Origin of the sequence: Corallococcus sp. CA041A (assembly GCF_003612075.1) — a bacterium.
GTDB lineage: Bacteria > Myxococcota > Myxococcia > Myxococcales > Myxococcaceae > Corallococcus > Corallococcus exiguus.
Genome location: NZ_RAWF01000049.1, coordinates 20505 through 41939 on the forward strand (window position 1 = coordinate 20505; position 21435 = coordinate 41939).

Genomic DNA, 21435 nt, shown 5'->3' on the forward strand with positions numbered 1-21435 from the left:
GGTTATCCCTTTCGCTCCGCGCCGGACATCCGCGCGAAGAGGTTGACCATCTCGATGCAGGCCAGCGTGGCCTCCGCGCCCTTGTTGCCCGCCTTCACGCCCGCCCGGTCGATGGCCTGCTCCACGGTATCGCACGTGAGGACGCCGAACGTCACCGCCGCAGGCCGGGGGCCCGCCGCGGCGCTGAACGCCACCGAACCAATGCCCTTGGCGCACTCGCCAGCCACGTAGTCGAAGTGGGGGGTGCCGCCGCGAATCACCGCGCCCAGGACGATGATGCCCGCGTACTGGCCACCCTCCGACACGCGGCGGGTGACGCCGGGCAGCTCATAGGTGCCGGGGCAGCGGTACACGTCGATGGCGTCGTCCTTCACGCCATGGCGCACCAGGGTGTCCACGGCGCCCTTCAAGAGCTCCTCCGTGATGAAGCTGTTGAACCGGGACACGCAGATGGCGAACCGGCCCTGGGGGGGGAGGAAATCCCCTTCGAAGTAGCGAGGCATGGCGCGCTCCTTACACCACCCGAGCCCCTACCCGCGAGGGCTGAAACCCGCGGCCCGCACCACCGCCTCCGTCAGCCCCGCTCCCTGGGCGGCGGCCTCCGGGGCGCCCCGGAGGGCGTACAGCCGGGCCACGTACTTGCCAATGAGGTCGCCCTCCAGGTTCACCCGGGCCCCAGGCCCCTTGCCGTGCAGGGTGGTGCGCTCCTGCGTCTCCGGAATCAGCTGCACCCGGAAGCGGTCCGTCTCCACCGCGTTCACCGTGAGGCTGATGCCGTCGATGGTGACGGAGCCCTTCTCGATGAAGCAGGGCGCCAGCTCCGGGGGCAGCCGGAACACCATCACCCACGAGCCGCCCTCCGCGAACGTCTCCAGCACTTCACTGACGGCGTCCACGTGGCCCGACACCAGGTGTCCGCCCAGCCGGTCCCCCAGGGCGAGCGCCCGCTCCAGGTTCACCTTGTCGCCCGTCTTCCGGGCCCCCAGGGTGGTGCGCCGCAGCGTCTCCGGGGCCGCCTGCACGCGGAAGGTGTCCCCGCCCTTCTCCACGACGGTGAGGCAGGCGCCGTCCACGGCGATGGATTCCCCCAGGGCGAAGGCCTCCGCGCCCAGCGAGGTGCGAATCCAGAAGTCGGTCATCGCGCCGGTGGTGACGCGGGTGACGGTGCCAGTGTCCTGGATGAGTCCGGTGAACATGGCCGGAACCTTAACGGATGCCCTGTCCGGGCGCTGGCCTTCAGAGCAGCGCGCGCAGGAGGACGTCGTCCCCCACCTTCTCCATCGTCAGGTCCTTCACGGCCAGGGCGTGGGCCATGTCCTTCACGCCCAGCTCGCCCGCCCACGACAGGCCCCCGGCCCCCACCAGCTTGGGAGCGAGGAACAGGGCGAGCGCATCCGCCAGGTGCTCGCGAAGCAGCGTGCCGTACAGGCCCGCGCCGCCCTCCACGAGCACGTGGTTGAGCCCTTCCTTCTTCACGCGCTTCAGCACCGCCTTCAGGTCCACGCGGTCCTGCTTCGCGCGCACGTTCCACACCTCCACGCCCTGGGCCAGGAAGCGCCGGGCGCGCCGTCCCTCCGGGTCCTCCAGCGTGGCGATGACGGTGCGCGCAGGGCTGCGCTGCGTGAAGACGGTGTGCCCCGGAGACAGCTTGAGGTGCGAGTCCACCACCACGCGCACCGGGTCCTTGCCCCCGCCGCCCGGCAGCCGCGTGGTGAGCTGCGGGTCATCCATGCGCACGGTGTTGGCGCCCACGAGGATGGCGTCCACCTGGTTGCGCAGCCGGTGCACCCACGCGCGCGAAGCCTCGCCCGTCACCCAGCGCGAGTCTCCAGACGGCGCGGCGATCTTCCCATCCAGCGTCACCGCGGCCTTGAGCGTCACCCACGGCAGGCCCGTGCGCATCATCTTGAAGAAGGGCCGGTTGAGCGCGTCCGCTTCATCCTTGAGGACGTGCGTCACCACCGCCACGCCGCCGCGCTTGAGCCGGTTGAGCCCCTTGCCGCTGACGAGCGGATTCGGGTCCGAGGACGCGCTGAACACGCGCCGCACGCCGGCCTCCAGCACCGCCAGGCTGCACGGCGGGGTGCGCCCGTAGTGGTCGCACGGCTCCAGCGTCGTGTAGAGGTCCGCGCCGCGCGCCTTGGAGCCCGCGGCCTCCAGCGCGACGACTTCCGCGTGCGCCGTGCCGGCCTTCTTGTGGTGGCCGCGCGCGATGATGCGTCCGCCCTTCACCAGCACCGCCCCCACGACGGGGTTGGGGCTGGTGCGGCCCAGGCCCTTGGCGGCTTCTTCCAGGGCGATGCGCATGAAGAACTCGGCCACCGCGTGGTCGAAGTCCGCCGCGCGCTTGGAGCGGGGCGTCTTCACCGCCTGCAACCGTGACCTCGTGAGCAAGCGCATACCGCCCTTCCTAACCGTCCTTGGGCGGAGTCACAGGCGGCTTCGCCTTGCGCTCACGCTCCTGGTCCTCGAGCAGGTCCTTCAGCTCGTGCATGAACTCGGAGATGTCCCGGAAGCTTCGGTACACGGACGCGAAGCGAACGTACGCCACCTCGTCCAGTTGCTGTAACCGCCGCATCACGTGCTCGCCAATGGATGAGGAGGGAACCTCCTTCTCCCCCATCCCCTGGAGCAGCCGCTCGATGTCCTCCACCGTCGCCTCCAGCTGCGCGGCGGACACCGGGCGCTTCTCACACGCCTTCTTCAGGCCGTTGAGCATCTTCTCGCGGTCGAAGGCCTCGCGGCGCCCGTCCTTCTTCACGATGAGCGGGTAGAGCTCCTCCACCCGCTCGTACGTGGTGAAGCGGCGCTTGCAGACCAGGCACTCGCGGCGCCGCCGGATGACGGAGCCCTCGTGCGACTCTCGCGAGTCGATGACCTTGTTCTCCGGGTCCTGACAGAAGGGGCAGCGCACGGGCGGGCTACTTCAACCGCGAGGCGTACAGCGGGAAGCCCTGCGCCAACTCCTTCACCTGCCCCTTGACCCGCGCGAGCGCCGCGTCGTCCTGCGCGGCGTCCAGCGCCTGGCCGATGAGCCGGCCCACCACCGCCATCTCCGCCTCGCGCATGCCGCGCGTGGTGATGGCCGGGGTGCCCACCCGGACGCCAGAGGTCGTCGTGGGCTTCTCCGGGTCGAAGGGGATCATGTTCTTGTTGACCGTGATGCCCGCCTTGCCCAGCACGTCCTCGGCCACCTTGCCGGTGAGCTTCTTGGCGCGCAGGTCCACCAGCATCAGGTGGTTGTCCGTGCCGCCCGAGCACAGCCGCAGGCCCGCGGACTTCAACGCCTCCGCCAGCGCCTGCGCGTTGGCGACAATCTGCTTCTGGTACGTCTTGAACTCCGGCGACAGCGCTTCCTTGAAGGCCACCGCCTTGCCCGCGATGGCGTGCATCAGCGGGCCGCCCTGGATGCCGGGGAAGATCTGGCTGTTGATGGTCTTCGCGAAGGCCTCACGGCTGAGCACCATGCCGCCGCGAGGACCGCGCAGCGTCTTGTGCGTCGTCGTCGTGACGATTTCAGCGAAGGGCACCGGCGACGGGTGCACGCCCGCGGCCACCAGGCCCGCGATGTGGGCCATGTCCACCAGCATGGCGGCGCCCACCTTGTCGGCGATCTCCCGGAACTTCGCGAAGTCGAGCGTGCGCGGGTACGCGCTCGCGCCCACCACCAGCACCTTGGGCTTGTGCTCCAGGGCCAGCGACTCCACCTGCGCGAAGTCGATGGTCTCCGTGTCGCGGGACAGGCCGTAGTGGACGACCTTGTAGAGCTTGCCGGAGAAGTTGAACGCCGCGCCGTGGGTGAGGTGGCCGCCGGAGTTCAGGTCCAGGGACAGCATCGTCTCACCCGGCTTCATCAGCGCCATGAAGGCGCCCATGTTGGCCTGGCTGCCGGAGTGCGCCTGCACGTTCACCGCGTCCGCGCCGAACAGCTCCTTCGCGCGCGCGATGGCCAGGTTCTCCGCCACGTCCACCACCTCGCAGCCGCCGTAGTAGCGCTTGCCGGGGTAGCCTTCCGCGTACTTGTTGGTGAGCACGGAGCCCACCGCCTCCAGCACCGCGGGGCTGACGAAGTTCTCCGAGGCGATGAGCTCCAGCCCCTCCTCCTGACGCTCCGTCTCGTGCCGGAGCACCTGGGCGATTTCAGGATCCACCTGGGACAGCGTGCGGGTGTTCTCCATGGGGGTTGCCTCCTGGCGTACGAACGAAGGGGACTGCGAAGGGACGCCTCACAGCCCTCAGCGCTGCTGGGCCTCGACGTCGCGAATCTTCTGGACGCGCTTCTCGTGGCGGCCGCCCTCGAAGGCGGTGGAGAGGAAGGCCTCCAGGATGCCGCGCGCCACGCCCGCGCCCACCACGCGCTGGCCCAGGCACAACACGTTGGCGTCGTTGTGCGCGCGGGTCATCCGCGCCTCGAACTCGGTGGTGCACAGGGCCGCCCGGATGCCCCGGTGCTTGTTGGCCACGATGCTCATCCCGATGCCGGTGCCGCACACCAGCACGCCCAGCGTGCCCTCTTCCGCCACCACCGCGCGCGCCACCTGCGAGGCGAAGTCCGGGTAGTCCACGGACTCGCGCGTCTGGGGGCCCAGGTCCTGGAAGTCGGCGCCGCGCTCCTTCAGGAGCGCCACCAGTTCCTGGCGCAGCTCGATGCCCGCATGGTCGGAGGCGAGGATGACTTTCACGGCCGGACTCCGGAAGGCGGGGCCCGCGCCGTGAGGGCGGGGCCGGGAAGGAGGGCCCCTGCCCGCCGCTGCCCGTCACCGGGAGCAGCGGGCCGGATGGCCGTCAGGCGAAGCGCTTGAACACCAGGACCGCGTTGGTGCCGCCGAAGCCGAACGAGTTGCTCATCACCGCGTCGACACGGGCGTCGCGCGCCGTGTTGGGCACGTAGTCCAGGTCGCAGTCCGGGTCCGGAGATGTCATGTTGATGGTGGGCGGCAGCACGTTCTTGGTGAGCACCTGCACGCTCACCACCGCCTCCGCGCCACCCGCCGCGCCGAGCATGTGGCCCGTCATGGACTTGGTGGACGACACCGCCAGCTTGCGCGCGTGGTCGCCGAACACGGCCTTCAGGGCCTTGGTCTCGTTCGCGTCGTTGAACGGCGTGGACGTGCCGTGGGCGTTGACGTAGCCCACCTGGTCCGGCCGCATGCCCGCGGACGCCAGCGCCAGGCGCATGCAGCGCGCCGCGCCCTCGCCCTCCGGGGCAGGCTGGGTGACGTGGTACGCGTCCGAGTTGGCGCCGTACCCCACCACCTCCGCCAGGATGTTGGCGCCGCGCTTCTTCGCGGCCTCCATCTCCTCCAGGATGACGATGCCCGCGCCCTCGCCCATCACGAAGCCGTCGCGCTCCTTGTCGAAGGGACGGCTGGCGCGCGCCGGGTCGTCGTTGCGCGTGGACAGGGCCTTCATCACGGAGAAGCCGCCCATGCCCAGGGGCGTGATGGCCGCTTCCGCGCCGCCCGCGATGGCCGCGTCCGTCTCACCCAGGCGGATGGACTTCCAGGCCTCGCCGATGGCGTGCGCGCTGGTGGCGCACGCCGACACCGGGGACCAGTTGGGGCCCTTGCAGTTGTAGCGCATGGAGATGAGCCCAGGCGCCATGTTGATGATCATCTGGATGATGAAGAAGGGCGACAGCCGGTCGAACCCCTTCTCCAGCCCCTTGCGGTGCTGCTCCTCCAGGGAGGAGATGCCGCCGATGCCGGAGCCCACGATGACGCCCACGCGCTCCGGCTGGTAGCCATGGGGCGCGTCCGGGCCGATGGGCAGGCCAGACTCCTTCACCGCCATGTCGGCCGCGGCCATCGCGTACTGGGCGAACAGGTCCATCCGGCGCACTTCGCGCCTGTCGATGAACTGCTCGGGCTGGAAGTCCTTCACCTCGCCCGCGATTCGCGCGTCGAGCTTCCCCAGGTCGAAACGGGTGATCGTGCTGATACCGGATTGACCGGCCAGCATCGCCTGCCAGTTCTTCTCGGTGCCGGTGCCCAGCGCAGAAATGATGCCGGTTCCGGTGATGACGACTCGACGGTTTGACACTGTTCTTCTCCGCTGACCGCGATGGGGCGTGGAAGCGCCGGTGAGGACGCTCCCCCAGGCCCCGGACTTCCGGGTGTCGCGACTGCCTACTTCTTGTGGGTCTTCACGTAGTTCACGGCGTCGCCGACGGTCTTGATGTTCTCCGCCTCGTCATCCGGAATCTCGACCTCGAACTCCTCTTCCATCGCCATGACCAGCTCGACGATGTCGAGGCTGTCCGCGCCCAGGTCTTCGATGAAGGACGACTCGGGCTTGATCTCATCCTCACCCACACCGAGCTGGTCGGCGATGATGGACTTGATCTTGGTTTCCACGTCGGTTGCGGTGGTGGACATACGTGCAGAACCCTCCAGCTCAATATGGGGCCCGCCGTTTCAGTCGCGGGCCGTCTTCAAGGCGGGCGCGGTATATCCCACGCCCGGCGGCAATCCAACCTTGGCTTACATGTACATGCCGCCGTTGACCTTCAGGACCTCGCCGGTGATGTAGGACGCCGCATCACTCGCGAGGAATACCACGGCCCCGGCGACCTCCTCCGGGTTGCCCAGGCGGCCGAGCGCGATGCCGCCCACCATCTTCTGGCGCAGCTCGTCGTCCAGGTGCGACGTCATGTCGGTCCCGATGAACCCGGGGGACACGGCATTGACGCGGACGCTCCGGCTGGCCAGCTCCTTGGCCACGGACTTGGTCAGGCCGATGAGCCCCGCCTTGGCCGCCGAGTAGGCCGCCTGCCCCGGGTTGCCCATCTCCCCCACGACCGAGGTGATGTTGATGATGGCGCCGGAGCGCTGCTTCATCATGGGCCGGCTGGCGGCGCGGATGAGCGCGAAGGCGCCCCGGAGGTTGGTGTCCATCTGCCGGTCCCAGTCCTCGTCCTTGACGCGCATCACCAGACCGTCAATGGCCATGCCCGCGTTGTTCACCAGCACGTCCAGCCGGCCGTGCGCCTTGATGACGCCGTCGATGGCGCCCGCGCACGCGGCGGTGTCCGCCAGGTCGAACCGCACGGCCTCCGCCTTCGCGCCCGCCTGCTGGAGCAGGCCCACCGTCTCCTGCGCGGCGGCCTCGTTGCCCACGTAGCTGATGACCACGGTGGACGCGCCCGCCTTCGCGAAGGCCTGCGCGCACGCCCGGCCGATGCCGCGCGAGCCGCCCGTCACCAGCACCACCTTGTCCTTGAAGCCGCTCATGCTGCCCCCAACGCGGCGAGCACCTTCTCCAGGGTCGCGGCGTTCTCGACGTTGAACGATTCGATGTCCTTGGTGATGCGCTTGATGAGTCCGCCCAGCACCTTGCCCGGCCCCAGCTCCACCACGTGCGTGACGCCGTTCGCCTTCAGCGACTCCACGCACTCAATCCAACGCACTGGCGAGCTCACCTGCTCCAGCAGCAGCGGCACCACGCGGGACGCGTCCGCGTTGGGCTTCGCCTCCACGTTGCTCACCACCGGCACGGACGGCGCCAGGATGCGCACGCCCGCCAGCACCTCCGCCAGGCGCGGCTTCACGGGGTCCATCAGCGCGCAGTGGAAGGGCGCGGAGACGGGCAGCGGCATGACGCGCTTGGCCCCGGCCTCCTTGCACTTCGCGCCGGCGCGCTCCACCGCGGCCGCGTGGCCCGCGATGACCGTCTGCTCGGGCGAGTTGTAGTTGGCCGGGGAGACGACCTGCCCTTCCGCCGCCGCGTCGCAGGCGGCCTTCACCGCGTCCGGGGTGAGGCCCAGGATGACGGCCATGCCGCCCGTGCCCACGGGCACCGCCTCCTGCATGAAGGTGCCGCGCGCGCGCACCGCCCGCGCCGCGTCCTGGAGGTTCATGGCGCCCGCGGCCACCAGCGCGGAGTACTCGCCCAGCGAGTGGCCCGCGACGAACGCGGGGGCCGGGCCGCGCTTCTGGAACACCGCGTGAACCGCGGCCGACACCGTGAGGATGGCCGGCTGGGTATTGGCGGTGAGCTTCAGCGCGTCTTCCGGGCCCTCGAAGCAGGAGGTGGAGAGCTTCTCGTGCAGCGCGTCGTCCACGGCGTCGAAGACGGCCCGCGCTTCAGGGAACTGCTCGTAGAGGTCCTTGCCCATCCCCACGGCCTGACTGCCCTGCCCGGGAAACACGAACGCGACCTTCGCCATGTTGCGGTCCTTCCTTGTGTCGTCCTGCCTACCAGCGCACCACCGCGCTGCCCCACGCCATCCCCGCGCCAATGGCCATCATCGCGATGACGTCGCCGCGCTTGAGGCGGCCGGCGCGCTGCGCCTCGTCCAGCGACATGGGCAGCGAGGCGGACGACGTGTTGCCGTACTTGTGCAGGTTGAGCCAGCATTTTTCCTTGGGAATCTCCAGCCGCTCCATCACGGCTTCCAGGATTCGCAGGTTCGCCTGATGGGCGATGACGTGGTCCACCTGCGTCGTATCCATCCCGTGGGCCCCCAAGGACGTCTGGGTGGATTCCACCAACGCGCGCACCGCGAAGCGGAACACTTCCTTCCCGTTCATCTTGAGCTTGTGAAGATTTGCATCCACGTTGTCCGCGGTGACGGGGGTACGCGAGCCACCGGCAGGGATGCAGAGCAGGTTCGCGAGGTCGCCGTCGGTGCGCAGATGGGTGGAGAGGATGCCGCGCGGCGCCATGGCGTCTTCGTCCGCGTCCTGTTCCGCCGCCAACACCAGGGCGCCCGCACCGTCCCCGAAGAGGACGCAGGTGTTGCGGTCCGTCCAATCCACCGCGCGGGTGAGCAGGTCCGCGCCCACGACGAGCGCGCGCTTCACCTGGCCCGAGCGCACGAACTGGTCCGCCACGCTCAGCGCATACAGCCCACCCGCGCACGCGGCGGACACGTCGAAGGCGAAGGCGCGCTTCGCACCCAGCTTCGACTGCACCAGCGCGGCGCACGAAGGCATGGGCATGTCCGCGGTGACGGTTCCCACGATGATGAGGTCCAGGTCGCCGGGCGCCACGCCCGCCATCTCCAGCGCGTGACGGGAGGCGTTCACCGCCAGGTCGCTCGTCGCCTCATCGGGGGCGGCCTGCCTGCGCTCCTGGATGCCGGTGCGCTCGCGGATCCACGTGTCGCTGGTGTCCACCAGGCGCTCCAGGTCCTGATTGGTCAGGACCTGCGCGGGAGCATAGGAACCCGTTCCGATGATGTGCGTGCGTGCCAAGAGGCCTCCGAGTCGTCGGAGTCCAACGCATGGCCGGCGCGCTCTAATCGGCCCCTTCGTCCCCGTCCGCCTTCCTTCCCCGCTGGTGGGGAGGAAGCCAGGCGGCGGCGTTGGCAATGCAGCGCGTCAGCTCTTCCTGCACGCCCGCGCGCACATGCTGCAGCGCGGTGACGAGCGCGTTGTGGATGGCGCGGGGAGAGGAGCGGCCGTGCGCGACGATGCCCACTCCCTGGAGGCCCAGGAGCGGCGCGCCGCCGTATTCGGCGTAGTCCATGACGCGGCGCAGCCCCAGCAGGGTGGGCTTGAGCAGGAGCGCGCCCAGCTTCTCCGGCAGGCCGCCGCGCTTCTCGATGGCGGAGCGCAGGAGTCCGGTGATGCCCATGCCCACGCCCTCGGAGGTCTTGAGGACGATGTTGCCGGTGAAGCCGTCCGTCACGACGACCTCCACGTCTCCGGAGAACAGGTCCTTGCCCTCCACGTAGCCCACGAACTCCAGGTCCGAGCGGCGCAGCAGCGCGCTGACGTCCCGCGTGAGCTGCGTGCCCTTGGATTCCTCTTCGCCGTTGGAGAGCACCGCCACCCGGGGACGCTTCACGCCCAGGCGGGTGCGCGAATAGGCCTCGCCGAGCACGGCGAACTGGGCCAGGTGCGAGGGACGGCAGTCCACGTTGGCGCCCGCGTCCAGCAGCAGGCAGCGGCCTTCGCCCTTCAAGGCCGGAAACAGGGCCGCGATGGCCGGACGCTCCACGCCGGGAATCCGGCCGAGCGTCAACATGCCACCGGCCATCACCGCGCCGGAGTTGCCCGCCGACACGAGGGCGGACGCCTCCCCTTGCCGGACGAGCTCGAAGCCCACCCGGAGCGAGGAGTCCCGCTTGCGCCGGAACGCGGCGGTCGCGGGGTCGTCCATCTCCACCACTTCGGACGCGTGGTGGAGGTGGATGTTGGGAGGCGAGCCGGCGCGCTCCAGGACAGGGCGTACACGCGTGGCGTCCCCGACCAGCACGAGTTCGTGCCCGGGATACGCTCGCGCGAACAGCACGCCCCCGTCCACGACGGCGTCGGGGGCGTGGTCGCCACCCATCGCGTCGAGGACGAGCCGCACCGGCAGCCTTCCGCTTTCAACTACTCCGCGGCGGTCGCGATGACTTCACGGCCACCGTAGTTGCCACAGGCCGCGCAGGCGCGGTGCGGCATCACGGGCTCCTTGCACTTGGAGCACTTGATGACCTGCACGGGGGTCCGCAGGTTGTTGTTGCCGGCCCGACGACGGTCCCGGCGCATCTTCGACGTCCGCTTCTTGGGAACTCCCACGGCTCACCTCGGCATCGGACCCGTCCCCCCTCGCGACCTGCGAGGGGCATAGGGACCGTCAGTTCAGCTTGATGTTCTTCAGCGGCGACAGTCGAGGGTCCACGACCTTCGGCTCGCAGCCGCACTTCTTTTCATTGAGGTTCTGGCCGCACTGCGAGCAGAGCCCCTGGCAGTCTTCCCGACAGACCGCGCTCATCGGGAGCGCGAGCAATACCTGTTCCCGGAGGATCGGATCCAGATCGATCGTCTTCCCATCGAAAACCTGCTCGTCCGTGCCGTCCAGTTCGAAGGTGCCCCCGGATTCACCCTGGGTGCGTTCCTTCTTCTCCATGACCTTCTCGTCGTCGTCCTTGAAGTCGTCTCCCCGGGCCAGGGACTCCGGCACCAGGTTGATGATGAAGGACACGGGGAGGTCCAGCTTCACGTCCGCGAGGCAGCGCTTGCAGGGCGCGCCCAGGTGGACGGTGAAGTTGCCGTTCAGCAGCACGCCGCCGCTGAGCTTGCGCAGGGTGGCGTGGAGCGTGGACGGAGCGGTCGCCTGAAAGCCAGTGCCCTCACCGGACGACTGGCCCTCCAGGGCCTCCTTGAGGAGGCCAGGAGCGATGGGCTCGTCGAGCTTCAGCCCTGCTTCTTTGATTTGTTCAATCTTTACGACCATCTACAAGGCTTCCCGGCAAAAGGGCGCGCAACATAGAGGGACTCCCCCCTTCAGTCAACACGCCGGGTTGGACTCGCGAGCCGAGCCGCGTGGATCCACTCAACACCGCTCTGCTAGCTTTCCATCTGATGCGCAACCCCGCCCGAGGTTGGCGGGGCGCACTCTGTGTCTGGGGGCTCGGGCTGACGCTCGCCCTGCCAGCGCAGGCCCGTGCGCCCCTGCCCCCGTCTCCCCTCCTCTTCCAGCTGGGCCCCACGAGCCCCGCCATCGACTCCGCGAAGGAACTCCTGGAGGCCGGCCGCTTCCAGGAGGCCCTGGGCGTGGTGCAGGGCGGGCTGGATGCGCCCGACGTCACGGACGACGAGCTGGTGGAGCTCTACCGCCTGCAGGGGCTCACCGCCCTCTACCTGGGCGACGAGGCCCTGGCGCGCGGGGCGTACGAGAAGCTGCTCCAGGCCCGGCCGGACTTCGAGCTGCCCCGCTCCGCGCCGCCGAAGGTCCGCGGCCTCTTCGCGAAGCTGAAGGAGGACCTGCGCCACCGCCGCGTCCACCCCGTCACCCTGGAGGTGGACCCCATCCCGGACCCGGCGCCGGGAGACCGCGTGGAGGTGGACGCCGTCCTCCGGGACATGGCGCTGGGCGCGCGGGCCCGGCTGTTCTACCGGCGCGCCGGGGCGCAGGGCTTCTCGTCGGTGGACTTCGTGCGCGACCGCGCCCGGGCCGAGCACTACCTCGCCGTGCTGCCCGCGTATGAGCTGCCGGTGGAGTCCACGCCGTATGAAGTGGAGTACTACTTCGAGGTCGTGGACGCGGCGCAGCGCCGGCTCGCAGGACGCGGGGATCCGTTCCACCCCCTCCTCTTCCAGGTGGCGTCGAAGGCCGCACCCGCCGCGGCCCTGACGGAAGGGACGAGCCGCCCCTGGTACAAGAGCCCCTGGCTCTGGGTGGCCGTGGGCGCGGTGGCCATTGGCGGCACGGCCGGCGTGGTCGCCCTGTCCTCCTCCGAGGAGCGCGGCCGGGTGCCCATCACCATCCGCGTGGAGGACGCAGCACCATGAGACGCCCCACCCTGCTGATGCTGGCGCTGCTCGCCGGCTGCGGCCCGGACGCCACTTCGGAGGCCCTGCCCTTGGGCCTGGACATCACCTTGAGCCGCGCCGTCGCCAGCCAGGTGGGCGCGTACCAGGTGGCCGTGTTGAAGGACGGCACGAAGCGCAACTGCACGGAGCTGCAGCGCACCTGCCTGTCCTCCCAGGTGTCCTCCAGCGACCTGCTGGAGTTGAAGGACGCGGACGGCAACTCGGGGCGCACGCTGCGCTTCCCCTCGGCTCCCGGCGGCGCGGCCATGGGGCTTTCCGTGGACGTGCCGGTGGGCCGCGACTACGCGCTCGTCATCGAGGCGCTGACGGCCGACACGCCCACCCGCTTCCTGGGCAGCTCCTGCAACTACCTGCGCGTGGTGAACTCCGGCACCAACGCGACCCTGGTGGCGGCGCCCATCGAGCTGACCACGCAGTCCTGCGACCCGGTGTTTCCGCGCTGACGCCCGGTCCCAGGTCCCCTGGTGGGAGAGCGGGCATGGTGCATGGATGTCACATGGATGTCCCGGGCGCGCCGGAACGAATCTGTTACGGGACGCCACGCATTCCATCCCTTCGCGGGAGCACCTTCATGGCGCGCATCCTCATCATCGAGGACGAGCAGGACCTGGCCGGACTCGTCGACTACAACCTCCGCGCGGCGGGCTTCGAAACGGACACGGCGAACACCGGCGCGGGGGGGCTCGCCCGGGCGCGGGCCCATCCTCCGGACCTGGTGCTGTTGGACCTGATGCTGCCGGACGTGGCGGGCGGTGAAGTCTTGCGCATGCTCAAGAGCGACGCGGAGCTGAAGAAGGCCGCGGTCGTCATCGTCAGCGCCAAGGGCCAGGAAGCGGACCGCATCCAGGGACTGGAGCTGGGCGCGGACGACTACGTGGTGAAGCCCTTCTCCGTGCGCGAGCTGCTGCTGCGCGTGAAGGCCGTGCTGCGCCGCGCGGACGCGGAGGAAGGCCCCGCCGCGGAGCTGGTCGCGGGCGACATCAGCCTGGACACGTCGCGCCACCAGGTGCGGGTGAAGGGCGAGGAGGTCATCCTCACCGCGCTGGAGTTCCGCCTGCTGCGCACGCTCCTGGAGCGAAGCGACCGCGTGCAGACGCGCGAGGTGCTTCTGTCCGACGTCTGGGGCATCCAGGCCGAAATCCACACGCGCACCGTGGACACGCACATCAAGCGCCTGCGCGAGAAGCTGGGCCCCGCGGGCGACATCATCGAGACCGTACGCGGCGTGGGCTACAAGCTCAGCCCTCCGTGAGGCCGCCATGCCCCTGCGCTTCACGCTCCTGGCCCTGCTCGTCCCTCCCCTGCTGGTCTCGACGCTGCTCGTGCTCTTCGGGCACCCGGCGGGCGCGCTCGCCGCGGGGCTCGTCACGCTGGCGGGCTCCGCGCTGGCCCTGGGGACGAGCCGCGTGGCCATGGAGCGACAGCTTCGCGCGCTGACCCAGAAGACGCAGTCGCTGGCGGCGGGCATGGACGTGGCACCGCCCGCGGGCCTGGAGCGCACGGACGACCTGGCGCAGCTGGAAGACGCCATCGACACGCTGGACGACAAGCTGTCCATGCGCGCCGCCGCGCTCAACCAGGAGGCTCGCATCCTCACCGCCGTGCTGGACGGCATGGCGGAGGGGCTCTGGGTGACGGACGCCGAGGGCACCGTGGTGCGCCACAACGACGCGCTCGCGGAGATGCTCCTGCCCGCGCACGGCGCCATCGTGGGCCAGCGGCCGCTCGCGCTCATCCGCAACGAGGCGCTCAACGACGCGGTGGCCCGCGCCTGCCATGAAGGCGCCTCCACGCGGCTGGAGCTGACGCTCGAGGGGCTCTACTCCCGCACCCTGGCCGTGCGCGTGACGCCCGTGGGGCGGGATTTGCCCGGCAGCTCCGCCGTCTTCCACGACGTCACGGACCTGCGCCGGCTGGAGAAGGTGCGCAAGGACTTCGTGGCCAACGTCTCCCACGAGCTGCGCACGCCCATCACCGCCATCCGAGGCTACGCGGAGACGCTCCAGGGCGGCGCGCTCCAGGACACCCAGGTGGCGCCGAAGATGGTGGAGATCATCCACCGCCAGTCCGAGCGCCTCTCCGAGCTGGTGGAGGACCTGCTGGAGCTCTCCCGCCTGGAGGCGCGCGAGATGACCTTCCAGCGCACGGAGGTCCCCCTGGCCCTGGCCGTCTCCCGCGCCGCGGAAGGCGTGCGCCCCAAGGCCGAGGGCAAGAACCAGCAAATCGGGTTGCACGTGCCGCCGGGGCTGGTGGCGATGGGGGATGGGCGGGCCATCGAGCAGGTGCTCCTCAACCTGCTCGACAACGCGGTGAAGTACACGGCCGCGGGCGGCAGGGTGGACGTGGACGGGGCGTACGAGGGCGGCCGGTGCGTCGTGCGCGTGCGCGACACAGGCGTGGGAATCGAGCCCAAGCATCTTTCCCGGATTTTCGAGCGATTCTACCGGGTGGACAAGGGCCGCAGCCGGGACATGGGGGGGACGGGACTGGGCCTTTCCATCGTGAAGCATCTGATGGGCGCGATGGATGGCGAGGTGAAGGTGGAGAGCCAGCCGAACGCGGGCAGTACCTTTGTCATTTTTCTACCCTCGGCGGCTGGCCCGACGGCTGCGACGGGCTAGGATGGGGGCGGCCATGCGGGTCGCCATCCTCGCGGACATTCACGGGAACCTTCCGGCCTGCGAGGCCGTGCTGGACGACATCACCAAATCGGTGGCGCCGGATTACATCGTCGCGGCCGGAGACCTGGCGCTGCGGGGCGCGCACCCGCGCGAGACGGTGGAGCTGCTCTTCAGCAAGTGCCACGCCCTCATCATGGGCAACACGGACGCGTACCTCGCCGGCAACTACCTGGGCGGCGCGTACCGCGAGCGCGACCACTGGAAGACGGAGCTGTTGCGCTGGACGCGCGACCAGCTGGGCGACACGCTGCTCCACCAGCTGGGACAGATGCCCTTCTCCCTGCGCTACACGCCGCGCAAGGGACAGGACCTGTTCATCTGCCACGCGAATCCCCGAAACCTGGAGGAGTCGCTGGACCCCACGCTGGACGACGTCGCGGTGCGTCGCTTCTTCACGCACCTGGACGCGGCCGCGTGCGCCTTCGGGCACCTGCACTTCCCCTACCGCCGGCGCGTGGGCCGGATGCTCATCGCGGACGTGGCCAGCGCCGGGATTCCTCGCGACGGCGACCTGCGCCCTGCCTACGGCGTCTTCACCTTCACCCCCAAGGGCTGGCGCGTGCAGATCCGCCGCGTGCGCTACCCGGTGCGCAAGGCCACCCAGGCCCTCACCGCGCGCCGCGTGCCCGGGGGGCCGCTGCTCATCCACAAGCTCGTGGAGGCAAGGTACCGCCACCACAACGCCCTGATGGAGGCCGCGCGGCGGCACTCGGGGCTGCCTCCTCCGGGGCCCGTGCTGCGTCCGCCCCCGGGGACCGGAGGTGCGCGCCCCGTGCTCGCCGCGCCCTTCGAGAACAACCCTCCGCCAGAGGTCGATCCGTCCACGCTGCCCCTGGACCTGGACGGCACGGTGACGGGCGCATCACCGCTTCCGCCCGACGCGCTCAACGACCTGGACGGGTGAGGCCCACGCCCACCGTGTGCGTCAGGACGGCCCGTCCGGGAATGGACAGGCGCGCCGTCACTTCTGACGGACAGCGGGCTTTTCGCAGCCCGAAATCCGCTTGGCCTCCCGCACGCACAGATGCACTCGGGCGCGCCGGGCCTTAGCAACACCTGAGGCGACGACAACGCGGGAGGGGCCATGGTCGGGTGGATGGTCGGACTGTCGGTGGTAGCGGTGTCCCTGACCGCTGCCGGAGCAGAGGCGCCCTCTACGACTCCGCCGCCCACGGAGGCGCCCGCGGAGGAGTCACCACCGCCCGCGCCATACTGCGAAGGCGAATACGCGGACAGCTACGCCGCTCTGTCCCCCAAGGCGCGGGCCTTCGAGCAGGCGATGAAGAAGAAGTACACGTACTGCGTGCGCAGCACCGCCGTGTACGAGTGCCTGTCCTACGGAGCGGAGGGCAACGTGCGCCGCACGCGCACGCCGGTGTCCGCGCACGGCACCGCGTTCGCTTACAAGCAGCAGGCCGGGGAGACGCTGCTGCTCACCAACGAGCACGTCGTGGAGTGGCCGGACGTCACCAGCGACGCGCGCCCGGTGGACGGCGTGCCTTCCGGCTGCAAGCGCGTGAAGGACGGCCTGAGCATCGTGGAGAACGAGGCGGACCACTACGACCGCGACGACGTTCCGTTGTCCAAGGCGGTGGTGGATCCGCAGCTGGACCTGGCCGTCATCAAGTCCAAGACGCCCCTGACGGTGATGCCGTGGAAGGTGGGCCGGAGCGCCGCCGTGCGCGAGCGCGACGTGGTGGACGTGCGCGGCTTCCCACTGGGCGTCTTCAACGCCACCAACATGGGCAAGGTCATCTCCGCCTACGACCGCGACGAGTACAAGGAGTGGTACCACGACGACTTCGTCATCGACGCGCTCCTGTCGCAGGGAAACTCGGGGTCGCCCGTGCTCGCCATCTCCTGCAAGACGGGCGAGTTCGAGCTGGTGGGCGTCTACCACGCGGGCTATTCGCGAGGCAGCGCGCTCAACGTGGTGGTGGGCATCGACCAGGCGCGCGACCTGATGAACAACCTGCGCCGCACGCCCAAGCGCGCCATGGAGGACACGACGCCGTTGGACGCGCTGGCCCGGGCCCGCGTGGCGAAGCGCGCGGAGGTGTCCGCCACGCCCTTCTTCCCCTTCGGCTCGCGCACCGCGGCGGTGTTCCCTCGCGCGGACGGCACCCTGCTCTTCGCGCTGTATGAACAGGACTTCCCGCGCCGCGTGCACCCGCTGCTCGTGATGGAGGACGTGCCCCTGGCCTCCGCGGACGAGGGCTTCGGGAAGGTGGGGCGCGTCTGGTTCGGCGGCGAGCGGGGCCTGCTGGAGCGCCCTCGTGCGGAGCAGGACGCGGAGCTGCAGCAGCAGCTGGCCCGGCTGCTGGATGCGCTGCGCCGGGACGCGACGCTCGCGTTCTCGTACCAGGACTCGCTGCCGGGCTCGGACGAATCCCGGCAGACCTTCGACACGTCGGCCCGGCTGGGCAAGACGCTGGAGCGCACCATCGTCGCGCACCGCGAGATGAGCGACGCCGCCGCGGAGCTGGCGGACCGCTTCGCGCCGGACATCACCGAGCCCGCGACGCGGACGGAGTCCGTGCTGAAGAACCCTCCGCCGCCCGGCATCCACCTGGGCCTCACGGGTGAACCGGAAGGCCAGCCCTCCACGGGCGCCCCGCCTCGGGACTCCGGTGCTCGCCAACCCGCGAAGAGCACGCAGGGAAAGGGAGCCAGGACTCCGTCGGGCAAGTAGTCCATCCGGAACGCGACAGCCCGCGCGAGGCATGCAGCGCTGCGCGGCAAGGACTCCGGCGGCCCGGTCACCCGTCCGGAACGCGACAGCCCGCGAAAAGCACGCAGCGGGACGTGGCCAGGACTCCGTCGGACCGGCAGTCCGTCCGGAGGACAGGCGGCCAGGCGGAAGCCTCCGGGAAATACCGTGCGGTCCCGGGAAGGCCCTTCCCTCCTCCGTACATTGGACAGGTGTGGAGGCCATGCCCGAACCCGCATCCGGAGCCGTACATCCCGACCTGAGGACGGGGGCACCCTCGCCCTGGCTGCGGCGGATCCTCCGGGGCCTGTTGGGACAGGAGCGGCGCTTCTGGGTGCTGGTGGTGGGCGTGGGCCTCATCTCCGGCCTGGGTGCGGTGGCGCTGCTCGCCGTGCTGCGCTTCACCCAGCACCTGTTCTGGCAGACCAACTCCGAGCACTTCCTGGAGGGGGCGCTCGCGTCGCCGGGCTGGCGCCGGTTCCTGGTGCCGGTGCTGGGCGGCGCGCTGGTGACGCTGGTGTCGCTGGTGGTGGGCCAGCCCCTGCGAGGCCACGGCACCGCGGGCATCATCGAATCCATCTGGGTGAAGTCCGGCCGGCTGCCTTTCCCCCGCGCACTGCTACGCGGCTTCGTGTCCATCCTCGCGGTGGCGCTGGGGGCGCCGCTCGGCCGCGAAGGCGCGCTCCTCCAGACCGGCGCGGCCAGTGGCTCCGCGATGTCCGGATGGCTGAAGCTGGGGCCGGGCCAGGCGCGCGTGCTGGTGGCGTGCGGCGCTTCGGCGGGCATCGCGTCCGCGTACAACGTCCCCATCGGCGCTGCCCTCTTCGGCCTGGAGGTGCTGCTGGGCAGCTTCGCGCTGGAGCTCTTCGGCCCCATCGTCGTGTCGTGCGTGGTGGCGACGCTCGTGTCGCGCACCCTCATCGCGGACCATCCCAGCTACGTCATCCCCCACTACGCCCTCACCCATCCGCGCGAACTGCTGCTCGCGCTCATCCTGGGCGTGCTCGTGGGCGGGGCCTCCGCGCTCTACGTGCGCGGCATCAACTTCACGTCCGACCTGCTGGACAAGCTGCCCTCGTGGCTCACCCCGTTCATGCCGCTGGTCGCGATGACGGTGGTGGGCGCCACCGCCATCGCGGGGCCGTACCTCATGGGCAACGGCTACGACTCCGTGAACATGGCGCTGCACGGGACGCTGCCCCTCACGCTGCTGCTCATCCTGCCCCTGGCGAAGCTGGCGGTGACGTCTCTGTGCGCGGGCGCGGGGGTGCCGGGCGGTCTCTTCACCCCGTCCCTCTTCTTCGGCGCGCTCCTGGGCGGCGCGTTCGGGATGATGGTGGAGCGGGCGCTTCCGGGCGGGGCGGCGCCCAGCGGGGCCTACGCGCTGCTCGGCATGGGCGCGGTGCTCGCGGGCACCACGCATGCGTCCGTGTCCGCGGTGCTGATGATCTTCGAGATGACCGGCGACTACGACCTCATCCTCCCGCTGATGCTCGCCGCGGTGGTGGCCGCCGTCGTCAGCCGCCGGCTGGAGCCGGAGTCGCTCTACACGTCCGTGCTCGCGAAGCGCGACGTGCGCGTGCCCGCCTCCGTGCCGCACTGGCTGCGGGAGGAAGGCGTGCGCTCGCTCCTGTCACCGGCCACGCAGCGGGTGCCTCCCTCCGCGCCCTTCGACGAGGTGGTGGTGCTGCTCCTGGAGCAGCCCGCGGGCGCGGACCTCTACGTCACCGACGCGGAGGGGCGCCTGTTGGGCGTCATCACCCTGGACGCGCTCAAGGGCCACCTGCCGGACCACTCGCTGCTCCAGGCCACCGTGGCCGCGGACGTGATGGACACCGGTGTGCAGCCCATCACCCCGGACCTGTCCCTGGCGGAGGTGGCCGCGCGGTTCGGCCACACGGAGTTGGACCGGCTGCCCGTGGTGGATGGACGCAGGCACCTGCTGGGTTCGCTCTCCAAGGGCGACCTGCTCAAGCGGGGGCGCTTCTAGATGGAGCTGGAGCCCCGCACGCGTGCGTGGAGCATCGTCGCCATGAGCTTGCTGTGCGTCGTGCTGGCGTGGGTGCTGCTGCGCACGCCACCGCACCCCGGTCAGCGCCTGGAGCCAACGGAACCCACGGAAGAACCCACCCGGGGCAATCCCTACCGGGGCTGGCCGCTCTTCCAGGGTTGGCAGATACCGCAGCCCCCGGACACGCCGCCGGCACACGACACGAAGCCGTCCAACGCGCCCCGGCAACGTTGAAGGACCACCGTCCCCTCACCCTTGGGGGGCGGTCCAGGGCGGGCAACCAGACGGGCTGCGCGTGAAGCGCTTGCATGCAGGAGGGCCAGGAGGAAGATGGCCACCGTCTTGGACGCCACTCCGTTCAACTTCGTCGCCATCGTGCTGTGCATCTCCATTGGAGCGGGCCTGATGGGTTCGCTGCTGGGCCTGGGCGGTGGCCTCATCCTCATCCCCGTCCTCACGCTCGTGCTCAAGGTGGACATCCGCTACGCGGTGGGAGCCTCCATCGTGTCCGTCATCGCCACGTCCAGCGGCGCGGCGGCGGCGTACGTGCGCGACGGGCTGGCCAACATGCGCGTGGCCATGTTCCTGGAGCTGGCCACCGTGGCGGGCGCCGTCACGGGCGCGATGCTCGCGGGCGTGGTGAGCGGGCGCGCGCTGTACTTCCTCTTCGGCGCGGTGATGGCCTATTCGGCGCTCGCGATGCTGCGCAAGCTGCGCGAGGACGGCAGACCCCGCGAAGAGCCGCCGCCGGATGCCCTCGCGGACCGGCTCGCGCTGCACGGCAGCTACTACGACGTGTCCACCGGCGGCGAGGTGGCGTACCGCGTGCACCGTCCGCTCGTGGGCCTGGGGCTCATGTACGTCGCGGGCACGGTGAGCGGGCTCCTGGGCATCGGCTCCGGCGCGCTGAAGGTGCCGGCCATGGACCTGGCCATGGGGCTGCCCATCAAGGTCTCCACCGCCACCAGCAACTTCATGATTGGCGTCACGGCGGCGGCCAGCGCGGGCATCTACTTCGCGCGAGGCGACATCGACCCGTTCATCGCCGGCCCCGTCTGCGTGGGCGTCACGCTGGGCGCGTTCGCGGGCTCGCGCTACCTCACGAAGCTCAAGAGCGGCTCCCTGCGCAGGCTCTTCGTGGCCGTCCTGCTGTGGGTGTCGTACGAGATGCTGTCCAAGGGAATCCACGGATGAGCTCGGTCACCGGCGAACCTCCGTCTCCTCCGGAGACCACCACCACCGCCGTCGCGCAGGACGAGGTGGTGCCGCTCACGCCGGAGCTGCTCATCAGCCAGCTGTTGCGCGGCGGCGTGCTGCTCAGCCTGTCGCTCGTCGCGTGCGGCATGGTGATGACCTTCTTCCGGCACCCGGACTACTTCTCGTCCCCGGACGCGCTCCAGCGCCTCACCTCGCCGGACGACGCGCCGCACCAACTGACGGACGTCTTCGAGGGCGTCATGGCCGTGCGCGGCCAGTCCTTCGTGATGGCCGGGCTCCTGGTGATGATCACCGTGCCCGTGCTGCGCGTGGCCCTGTCCCTGGGCATCTTCCGCGCGCAGAAGGACCGCGCCTTCGCCGCCATCACCACCGGCGTGCTCGCGCTGCTCCTGCTCGCCTTCCTGCTGGGCGGTGTGGAGTAGGGGGTGTCCCTAATTGAGCCACATCCGAGTGCAGGCGAGGTGGATGAGGGCAAGGTAGTTGCGGGCTGTCTTCTCATATCGAGTCGCGAGGCGGCGGAAGCGCTTGAGGCCATGGAAGAACCGC

Annotated in this window: 25 protein-coding genes; 10 read left to right on the forward strand and 15 right to left on the reverse strand. The window is 70.1% G+C overall.

What is annotated here, in order from left to right:
• Nucleotides 1-2: 2 nt before the first annotated feature.
• From ribE to D7V77_RS11435, 14 genes are all read right to left on the reverse strand, one after another.
• Nucleotides 3-503, reverse strand: coding sequence for a 6,7-dimethyl-8-ribityllumazine synthase (gene ribE / locus D7V77_RS11370; RefSeq protein ID WP_120576292.1), 501 nt, complete (start codon nucleotides 501-503; stop codon nucleotides 3-5).
• 27 nt (nucleotides 504-530) lie between these two features.
• The gene (locus tag D7V77_RS11375) at nucleotides 531-1196 is read right to left on the reverse strand and encodes a riboflavin synthase (RefSeq protein WP_120576293.1); all 666 of its coding nucleotides are present in this window, start codon (nucleotides 1194-1196) and stop codon (nucleotides 531-533) included.
• 40 nt (nucleotides 1197-1236) lie between these two features.
• Entirely contained in the window at nucleotides 1237-2400 is a 1164-nt protein-coding gene (gene ribD / locus D7V77_RS11380) for a bifunctional diaminohydroxyphosphoribosylaminopyrimidine deaminase/5-amino-6-(5-phosphoribosylamino)uracil reductase RibD (protein ID WP_120576294.1), read from the reverse strand.
• 10 nt (nucleotides 2401-2410) lie between these two features.
• Entirely contained in the window at nucleotides 2411-2914 is a 504-nt protein-coding gene (nrdR, locus tag D7V77_RS11385; RefSeq protein ID WP_120576295.1) for a transcriptional regulator NrdR, read from the reverse strand.
• Between the two features lie 7 nt (nucleotides 2915-2921).
• A complete protein-coding gene (gene glyA, locus D7V77_RS11390) occupies nucleotides 2922-4178 on the reverse strand; it encodes a serine hydroxymethyltransferase (protein WP_120576296.1) in 1257 nt (418 codons plus the stop codon).
• Nucleotides 4179-4235: 57 nt separating this feature from the next.
• A complete protein-coding gene (gene rpiB / locus D7V77_RS11395; RefSeq protein WP_120576297.1) occupies nucleotides 4236-4682 on the reverse strand; it encodes a ribose 5-phosphate isomerase B in 447 nt (148 codons plus the stop codon).
• Nucleotides 4683-4785: 103 nt separating this feature from the next.
• The gene (fabF, locus tag D7V77_RS11400) at nucleotides 4786-6042 is read right to left on the reverse strand and encodes a beta-ketoacyl-ACP synthase II (protein ID WP_120576298.1); all 1257 of its coding nucleotides are present in this window, start codon (nucleotides 6040-6042) and stop codon (nucleotides 4786-4788) included.
• A gap of 86 nt (nucleotides 6043-6128) precedes the next feature.
• The gene (gene acpP, locus D7V77_RS11405) at nucleotides 6129-6377 is read right to left on the reverse strand and encodes an acyl carrier protein (RefSeq protein ID WP_014395452.1); all 249 of its coding nucleotides are present in this window, start codon (nucleotides 6375-6377) and stop codon (nucleotides 6129-6131) included.
• Nucleotides 6378-6482: 105 nt separating this feature from the next.
• Nucleotides 6483-7232 carry a 3-oxoacyl-[acyl-carrier-protein] reductase gene (fabG, locus tag D7V77_RS11410; protein WP_120576299.1) on the reverse strand — a complete coding sequence of 250 codons (750 nt, stop codon included), beginning with the start codon at nucleotides 7230-7232 and terminating at the stop codon, nucleotides 6483-6485.
• A complete protein-coding gene (gene fabD, locus D7V77_RS11415; RefSeq protein WP_120576300.1) occupies nucleotides 7229-8167 on the reverse strand; it encodes an ACP S-malonyltransferase in 939 nt (312 codons plus the stop codon). Before fabD ends, fabG begins: the two co-directional genes overlap by 4 nt.
• A gap of 28 nt (nucleotides 8168-8195) precedes the next feature.
• The gene (locus tag D7V77_RS11420) at nucleotides 8196-9197 is read right to left on the reverse strand and encodes a beta-ketoacyl-ACP synthase III (protein ID WP_120576301.1); all 1002 of its coding nucleotides are present in this window, start codon (nucleotides 9195-9197) and stop codon (nucleotides 8196-8198) included.
• A 43-nt stretch (nucleotides 9198-9240) separates the two neighbouring features.
• Nucleotides 9241-10302, reverse strand: coding sequence for a phosphate acyltransferase PlsX (plsX, locus tag D7V77_RS11425; RefSeq protein ID WP_120576302.1), 1062 nt, complete (start codon nucleotides 10300-10302; stop codon nucleotides 9241-9243).
• Nucleotides 10303-10322: 20 nt separating this feature from the next.
• Entirely contained in the window at nucleotides 10323-10511 is a 189-nt protein-coding gene (rpmF, locus tag D7V77_RS11430) for a 50S ribosomal protein L32 (protein ID WP_014395447.1), read from the reverse strand.
• A 58-nt stretch (nucleotides 10512-10569) separates the two neighbouring features.
• On the reverse strand, nucleotides 10570-11169 hold the full coding sequence (locus tag D7V77_RS11435; protein ID WP_120576303.1) for a DUF177 domain-containing protein: 600 nt from the start codon (nucleotides 11167-11169) through the stop codon (nucleotides 10570-10572).
• 128 nt (nucleotides 11170-11297) lie between these two features.
• On the opposite strand from D7V77_RS11435, the gene D7V77_RS11440 reads away from it, so the two are divergent.
• From D7V77_RS11440 to D7V77_RS11485, 10 genes are all read left to right on the forward strand, one after another.
• Nucleotides 11298-12227 carry a hypothetical protein gene (locus D7V77_RS11440; protein ID WP_120576304.1) on the forward strand — a complete coding sequence of 310 codons (930 nt, stop codon included), beginning with the start codon at nucleotides 11298-11300 and terminating at the stop codon, nucleotides 12225-12227.
• Complete coding sequence (locus D7V77_RS11445) at nucleotides 12224-12712, forward strand: hypothetical protein (protein ID WP_120576305.1); 489 nt, start codon at nucleotides 12224-12226, stop codon at nucleotides 12710-12712. The genes D7V77_RS11440 and D7V77_RS11445 overlap by 4 nt, the downstream gene beginning before the upstream one ends.
• A gap of 128 nt (nucleotides 12713-12840) precedes the next feature.
• The gene (locus D7V77_RS11450; protein ID WP_120576306.1) at nucleotides 12841-13521 is read left to right on the forward strand and encodes a winged helix-turn-helix domain-containing protein; all 681 of its coding nucleotides are present in this window, start codon (nucleotides 12841-12843) and stop codon (nucleotides 13519-13521) included.
• A 7-nt stretch (nucleotides 13522-13528) separates the two neighbouring features.
• A complete protein-coding gene (locus tag D7V77_RS11455; RefSeq protein WP_120576307.1) occupies nucleotides 13529-14890 on the forward strand; it encodes a cell wall metabolism sensor histidine kinase WalK in 1362 nt (453 codons plus the stop codon).
• A gap of 13 nt (nucleotides 14891-14903) precedes the next feature.
• A complete protein-coding gene (locus D7V77_RS11460) occupies nucleotides 14904-15854 on the forward strand; it encodes a metallophosphoesterase (RefSeq protein WP_120576308.1) in 951 nt (316 codons plus the stop codon).
• A gap of 180 nt (nucleotides 15855-16034) precedes the next feature.
• Complete coding sequence (locus D7V77_RS11465; protein WP_120576309.1) at nucleotides 16035-17642, forward strand: S1C family serine protease; 1608 nt, start codon at nucleotides 16035-16037, stop codon at nucleotides 17640-17642.
• Between the two features lie 241 nt (nucleotides 17643-17883).
• Complete coding sequence (locus tag D7V77_RS11470) at nucleotides 17884-19650, forward strand: chloride channel protein (protein WP_120576310.1); 1767 nt, start codon at nucleotides 17884-17886, stop codon at nucleotides 19648-19650.
• A gap of 42 nt (nucleotides 19651-19692) precedes the next feature.
• Nucleotides 19693-19905, forward strand: coding sequence for a hypothetical protein (locus D7V77_RS11475; RefSeq protein WP_233596813.1), 213 nt, complete (start codon nucleotides 19693-19695; stop codon nucleotides 19903-19905).
• Between the two features lie 96 nt (nucleotides 19906-20001).
• Nucleotides 20002-20865, forward strand: a complete 864-nt coding sequence (locus D7V77_RS11480) for a sulfite exporter TauE/SafE family protein (protein WP_120576312.1) — start codon at nucleotides 20002-20004, stop codon at nucleotides 20863-20865.
• Nucleotides 20862-21311: a DUF1634 domain-containing protein gene (locus D7V77_RS11485; protein ID WP_120576313.1), complete on the forward strand. Its 450-nt coding sequence runs from the start codon at nucleotides 20862-20864 to the stop codon at nucleotides 21309-21311. Before D7V77_RS11480 ends, D7V77_RS11485 begins: the two co-directional genes overlap by 4 nt.
• A 9-nt stretch (nucleotides 21312-21320) precedes the next feature.
• Here D7V77_RS11485 and D7V77_RS11490 read toward each other — a convergent pair.
• Nucleotides 21321-21435: transposase (locus D7V77_RS11490; RefSeq protein WP_147452043.1), on the reverse strand; the 115-nt coding region annotated here is incomplete at its 5' end.

What these genes read in the sequence shown, in the direction of transcription:
- D7V77_RS11435 (WP_120576303.1), bottom strand. Translation starts at nt 11,169, where the DNA reads ATGGTCGTAAAGATTGAACAAATCAAAGAAGCAGGGCTGAAGCTCGAC.
- fabG (WP_120576299.1), bottom strand. Translation starts at nt 7,232, where the DNA reads ATGAGCGGCTTCAAGGACAAGGTGGTGCTGGTGACGGGCGGCTCGCGC.
- glyA (WP_120576296.1), bottom strand. Translation starts at nt 4,178, where the DNA reads ATGGAGAACACCCGCACGCTGTCCCAGGTGGATCCTGAAATCGCCCAG.
- D7V77_RS11480 (WP_120576312.1), top strand. Translation starts at nt 20,002, where the DNA reads ATGGCCACCGTCTTGGACGCCACTCCGTTCAACTTCGTCGCCATCGTG.
- ribD (WP_120576294.1), bottom strand. Translation starts at nt 2,400, where the DNA reads ATGCGCTTGCTCACGAGGTCACGGTTGCAGGCGGTGAAGACGCCCCGC.
- D7V77_RS11375 (WP_120576293.1), bottom strand. Translation starts at nt 1,196, where the DNA reads ATGTTCACCGGACTCATCCAGGACACTGGCACCGTCACCCGCGTCACC.
- acpP (WP_014395452.1), bottom strand. Translation starts at nt 6,377, where the DNA reads ATGTCCACCACCGCAACCGACGTGGAAACCAAGATCAAGTCCATCATC.
- D7V77_RS11440 (WP_120576304.1), top strand. Translation starts at nt 11,298, where the DNA reads ATGCGCAACCCCGCCCGAGGTTGGCGGGGCGCACTCTGTGTCTGGGGG.
- D7V77_RS11475 (WP_233596813.1), top strand. Translation starts at nt 19,693, where the DNA reads ATGAGCTTGCTGTGCGTCGTGCTGGCGTGGGTGCTGCTGCGCACGCCA.
- D7V77_RS11465 (WP_120576309.1), top strand. Translation starts at nt 16,035, where the DNA reads ATGGTCGGGTGGATGGTCGGACTGTCGGTGGTAGCGGTGTCCCTGACC.
- D7V77_RS11470 (WP_120576310.1), top strand. Translation starts at nt 17,884, where the DNA reads ATGCCCGAACCCGCATCCGGAGCCGTACATCCCGACCTGAGGACGGGG.
- ribE (WP_120576292.1), bottom strand. Translation starts at nt 503, where the DNA reads ATGCCTCGCTACTTCGAAGGGGATTTCCTCCCCCCCCAGGGCCGGTTC.
- D7V77_RS11460 (WP_120576308.1), top strand. Translation starts at nt 14,904, where the DNA reads ATGCGGGTCGCCATCCTCGCGGACATTCACGGGAACCTTCCGGCCTGC.
- fabD (WP_120576300.1), bottom strand. Translation starts at nt 8,167, where the DNA reads ATGGCGAAGGTCGCGTTCGTGTTTCCCGGGCAGGGCAGTCAGGCCGTG.
- D7V77_RS11450 (WP_120576306.1), top strand. Translation starts at nt 12,841, where the DNA reads ATGGCGCGCATCCTCATCATCGAGGACGAGCAGGACCTGGCCGGACTC.
- D7V77_RS11445 (WP_120576305.1), top strand. Translation starts at nt 12,224, where the DNA reads ATGAGACGCCCCACCCTGCTGATGCTGGCGCTGCTCGCCGGCTGCGGC.
- D7V77_RS11455 (WP_120576307.1), top strand. Translation starts at nt 13,529, where the DNA reads ATGCCCCTGCGCTTCACGCTCCTGGCCCTGCTCGTCCCTCCCCTGCTG.
- D7V77_RS11485 (WP_120576313.1), top strand. Translation starts at nt 20,862, where the DNA reads ATGAGCTCGGTCACCGGCGAACCTCCGTCTCCTCCGGAGACCACCACC.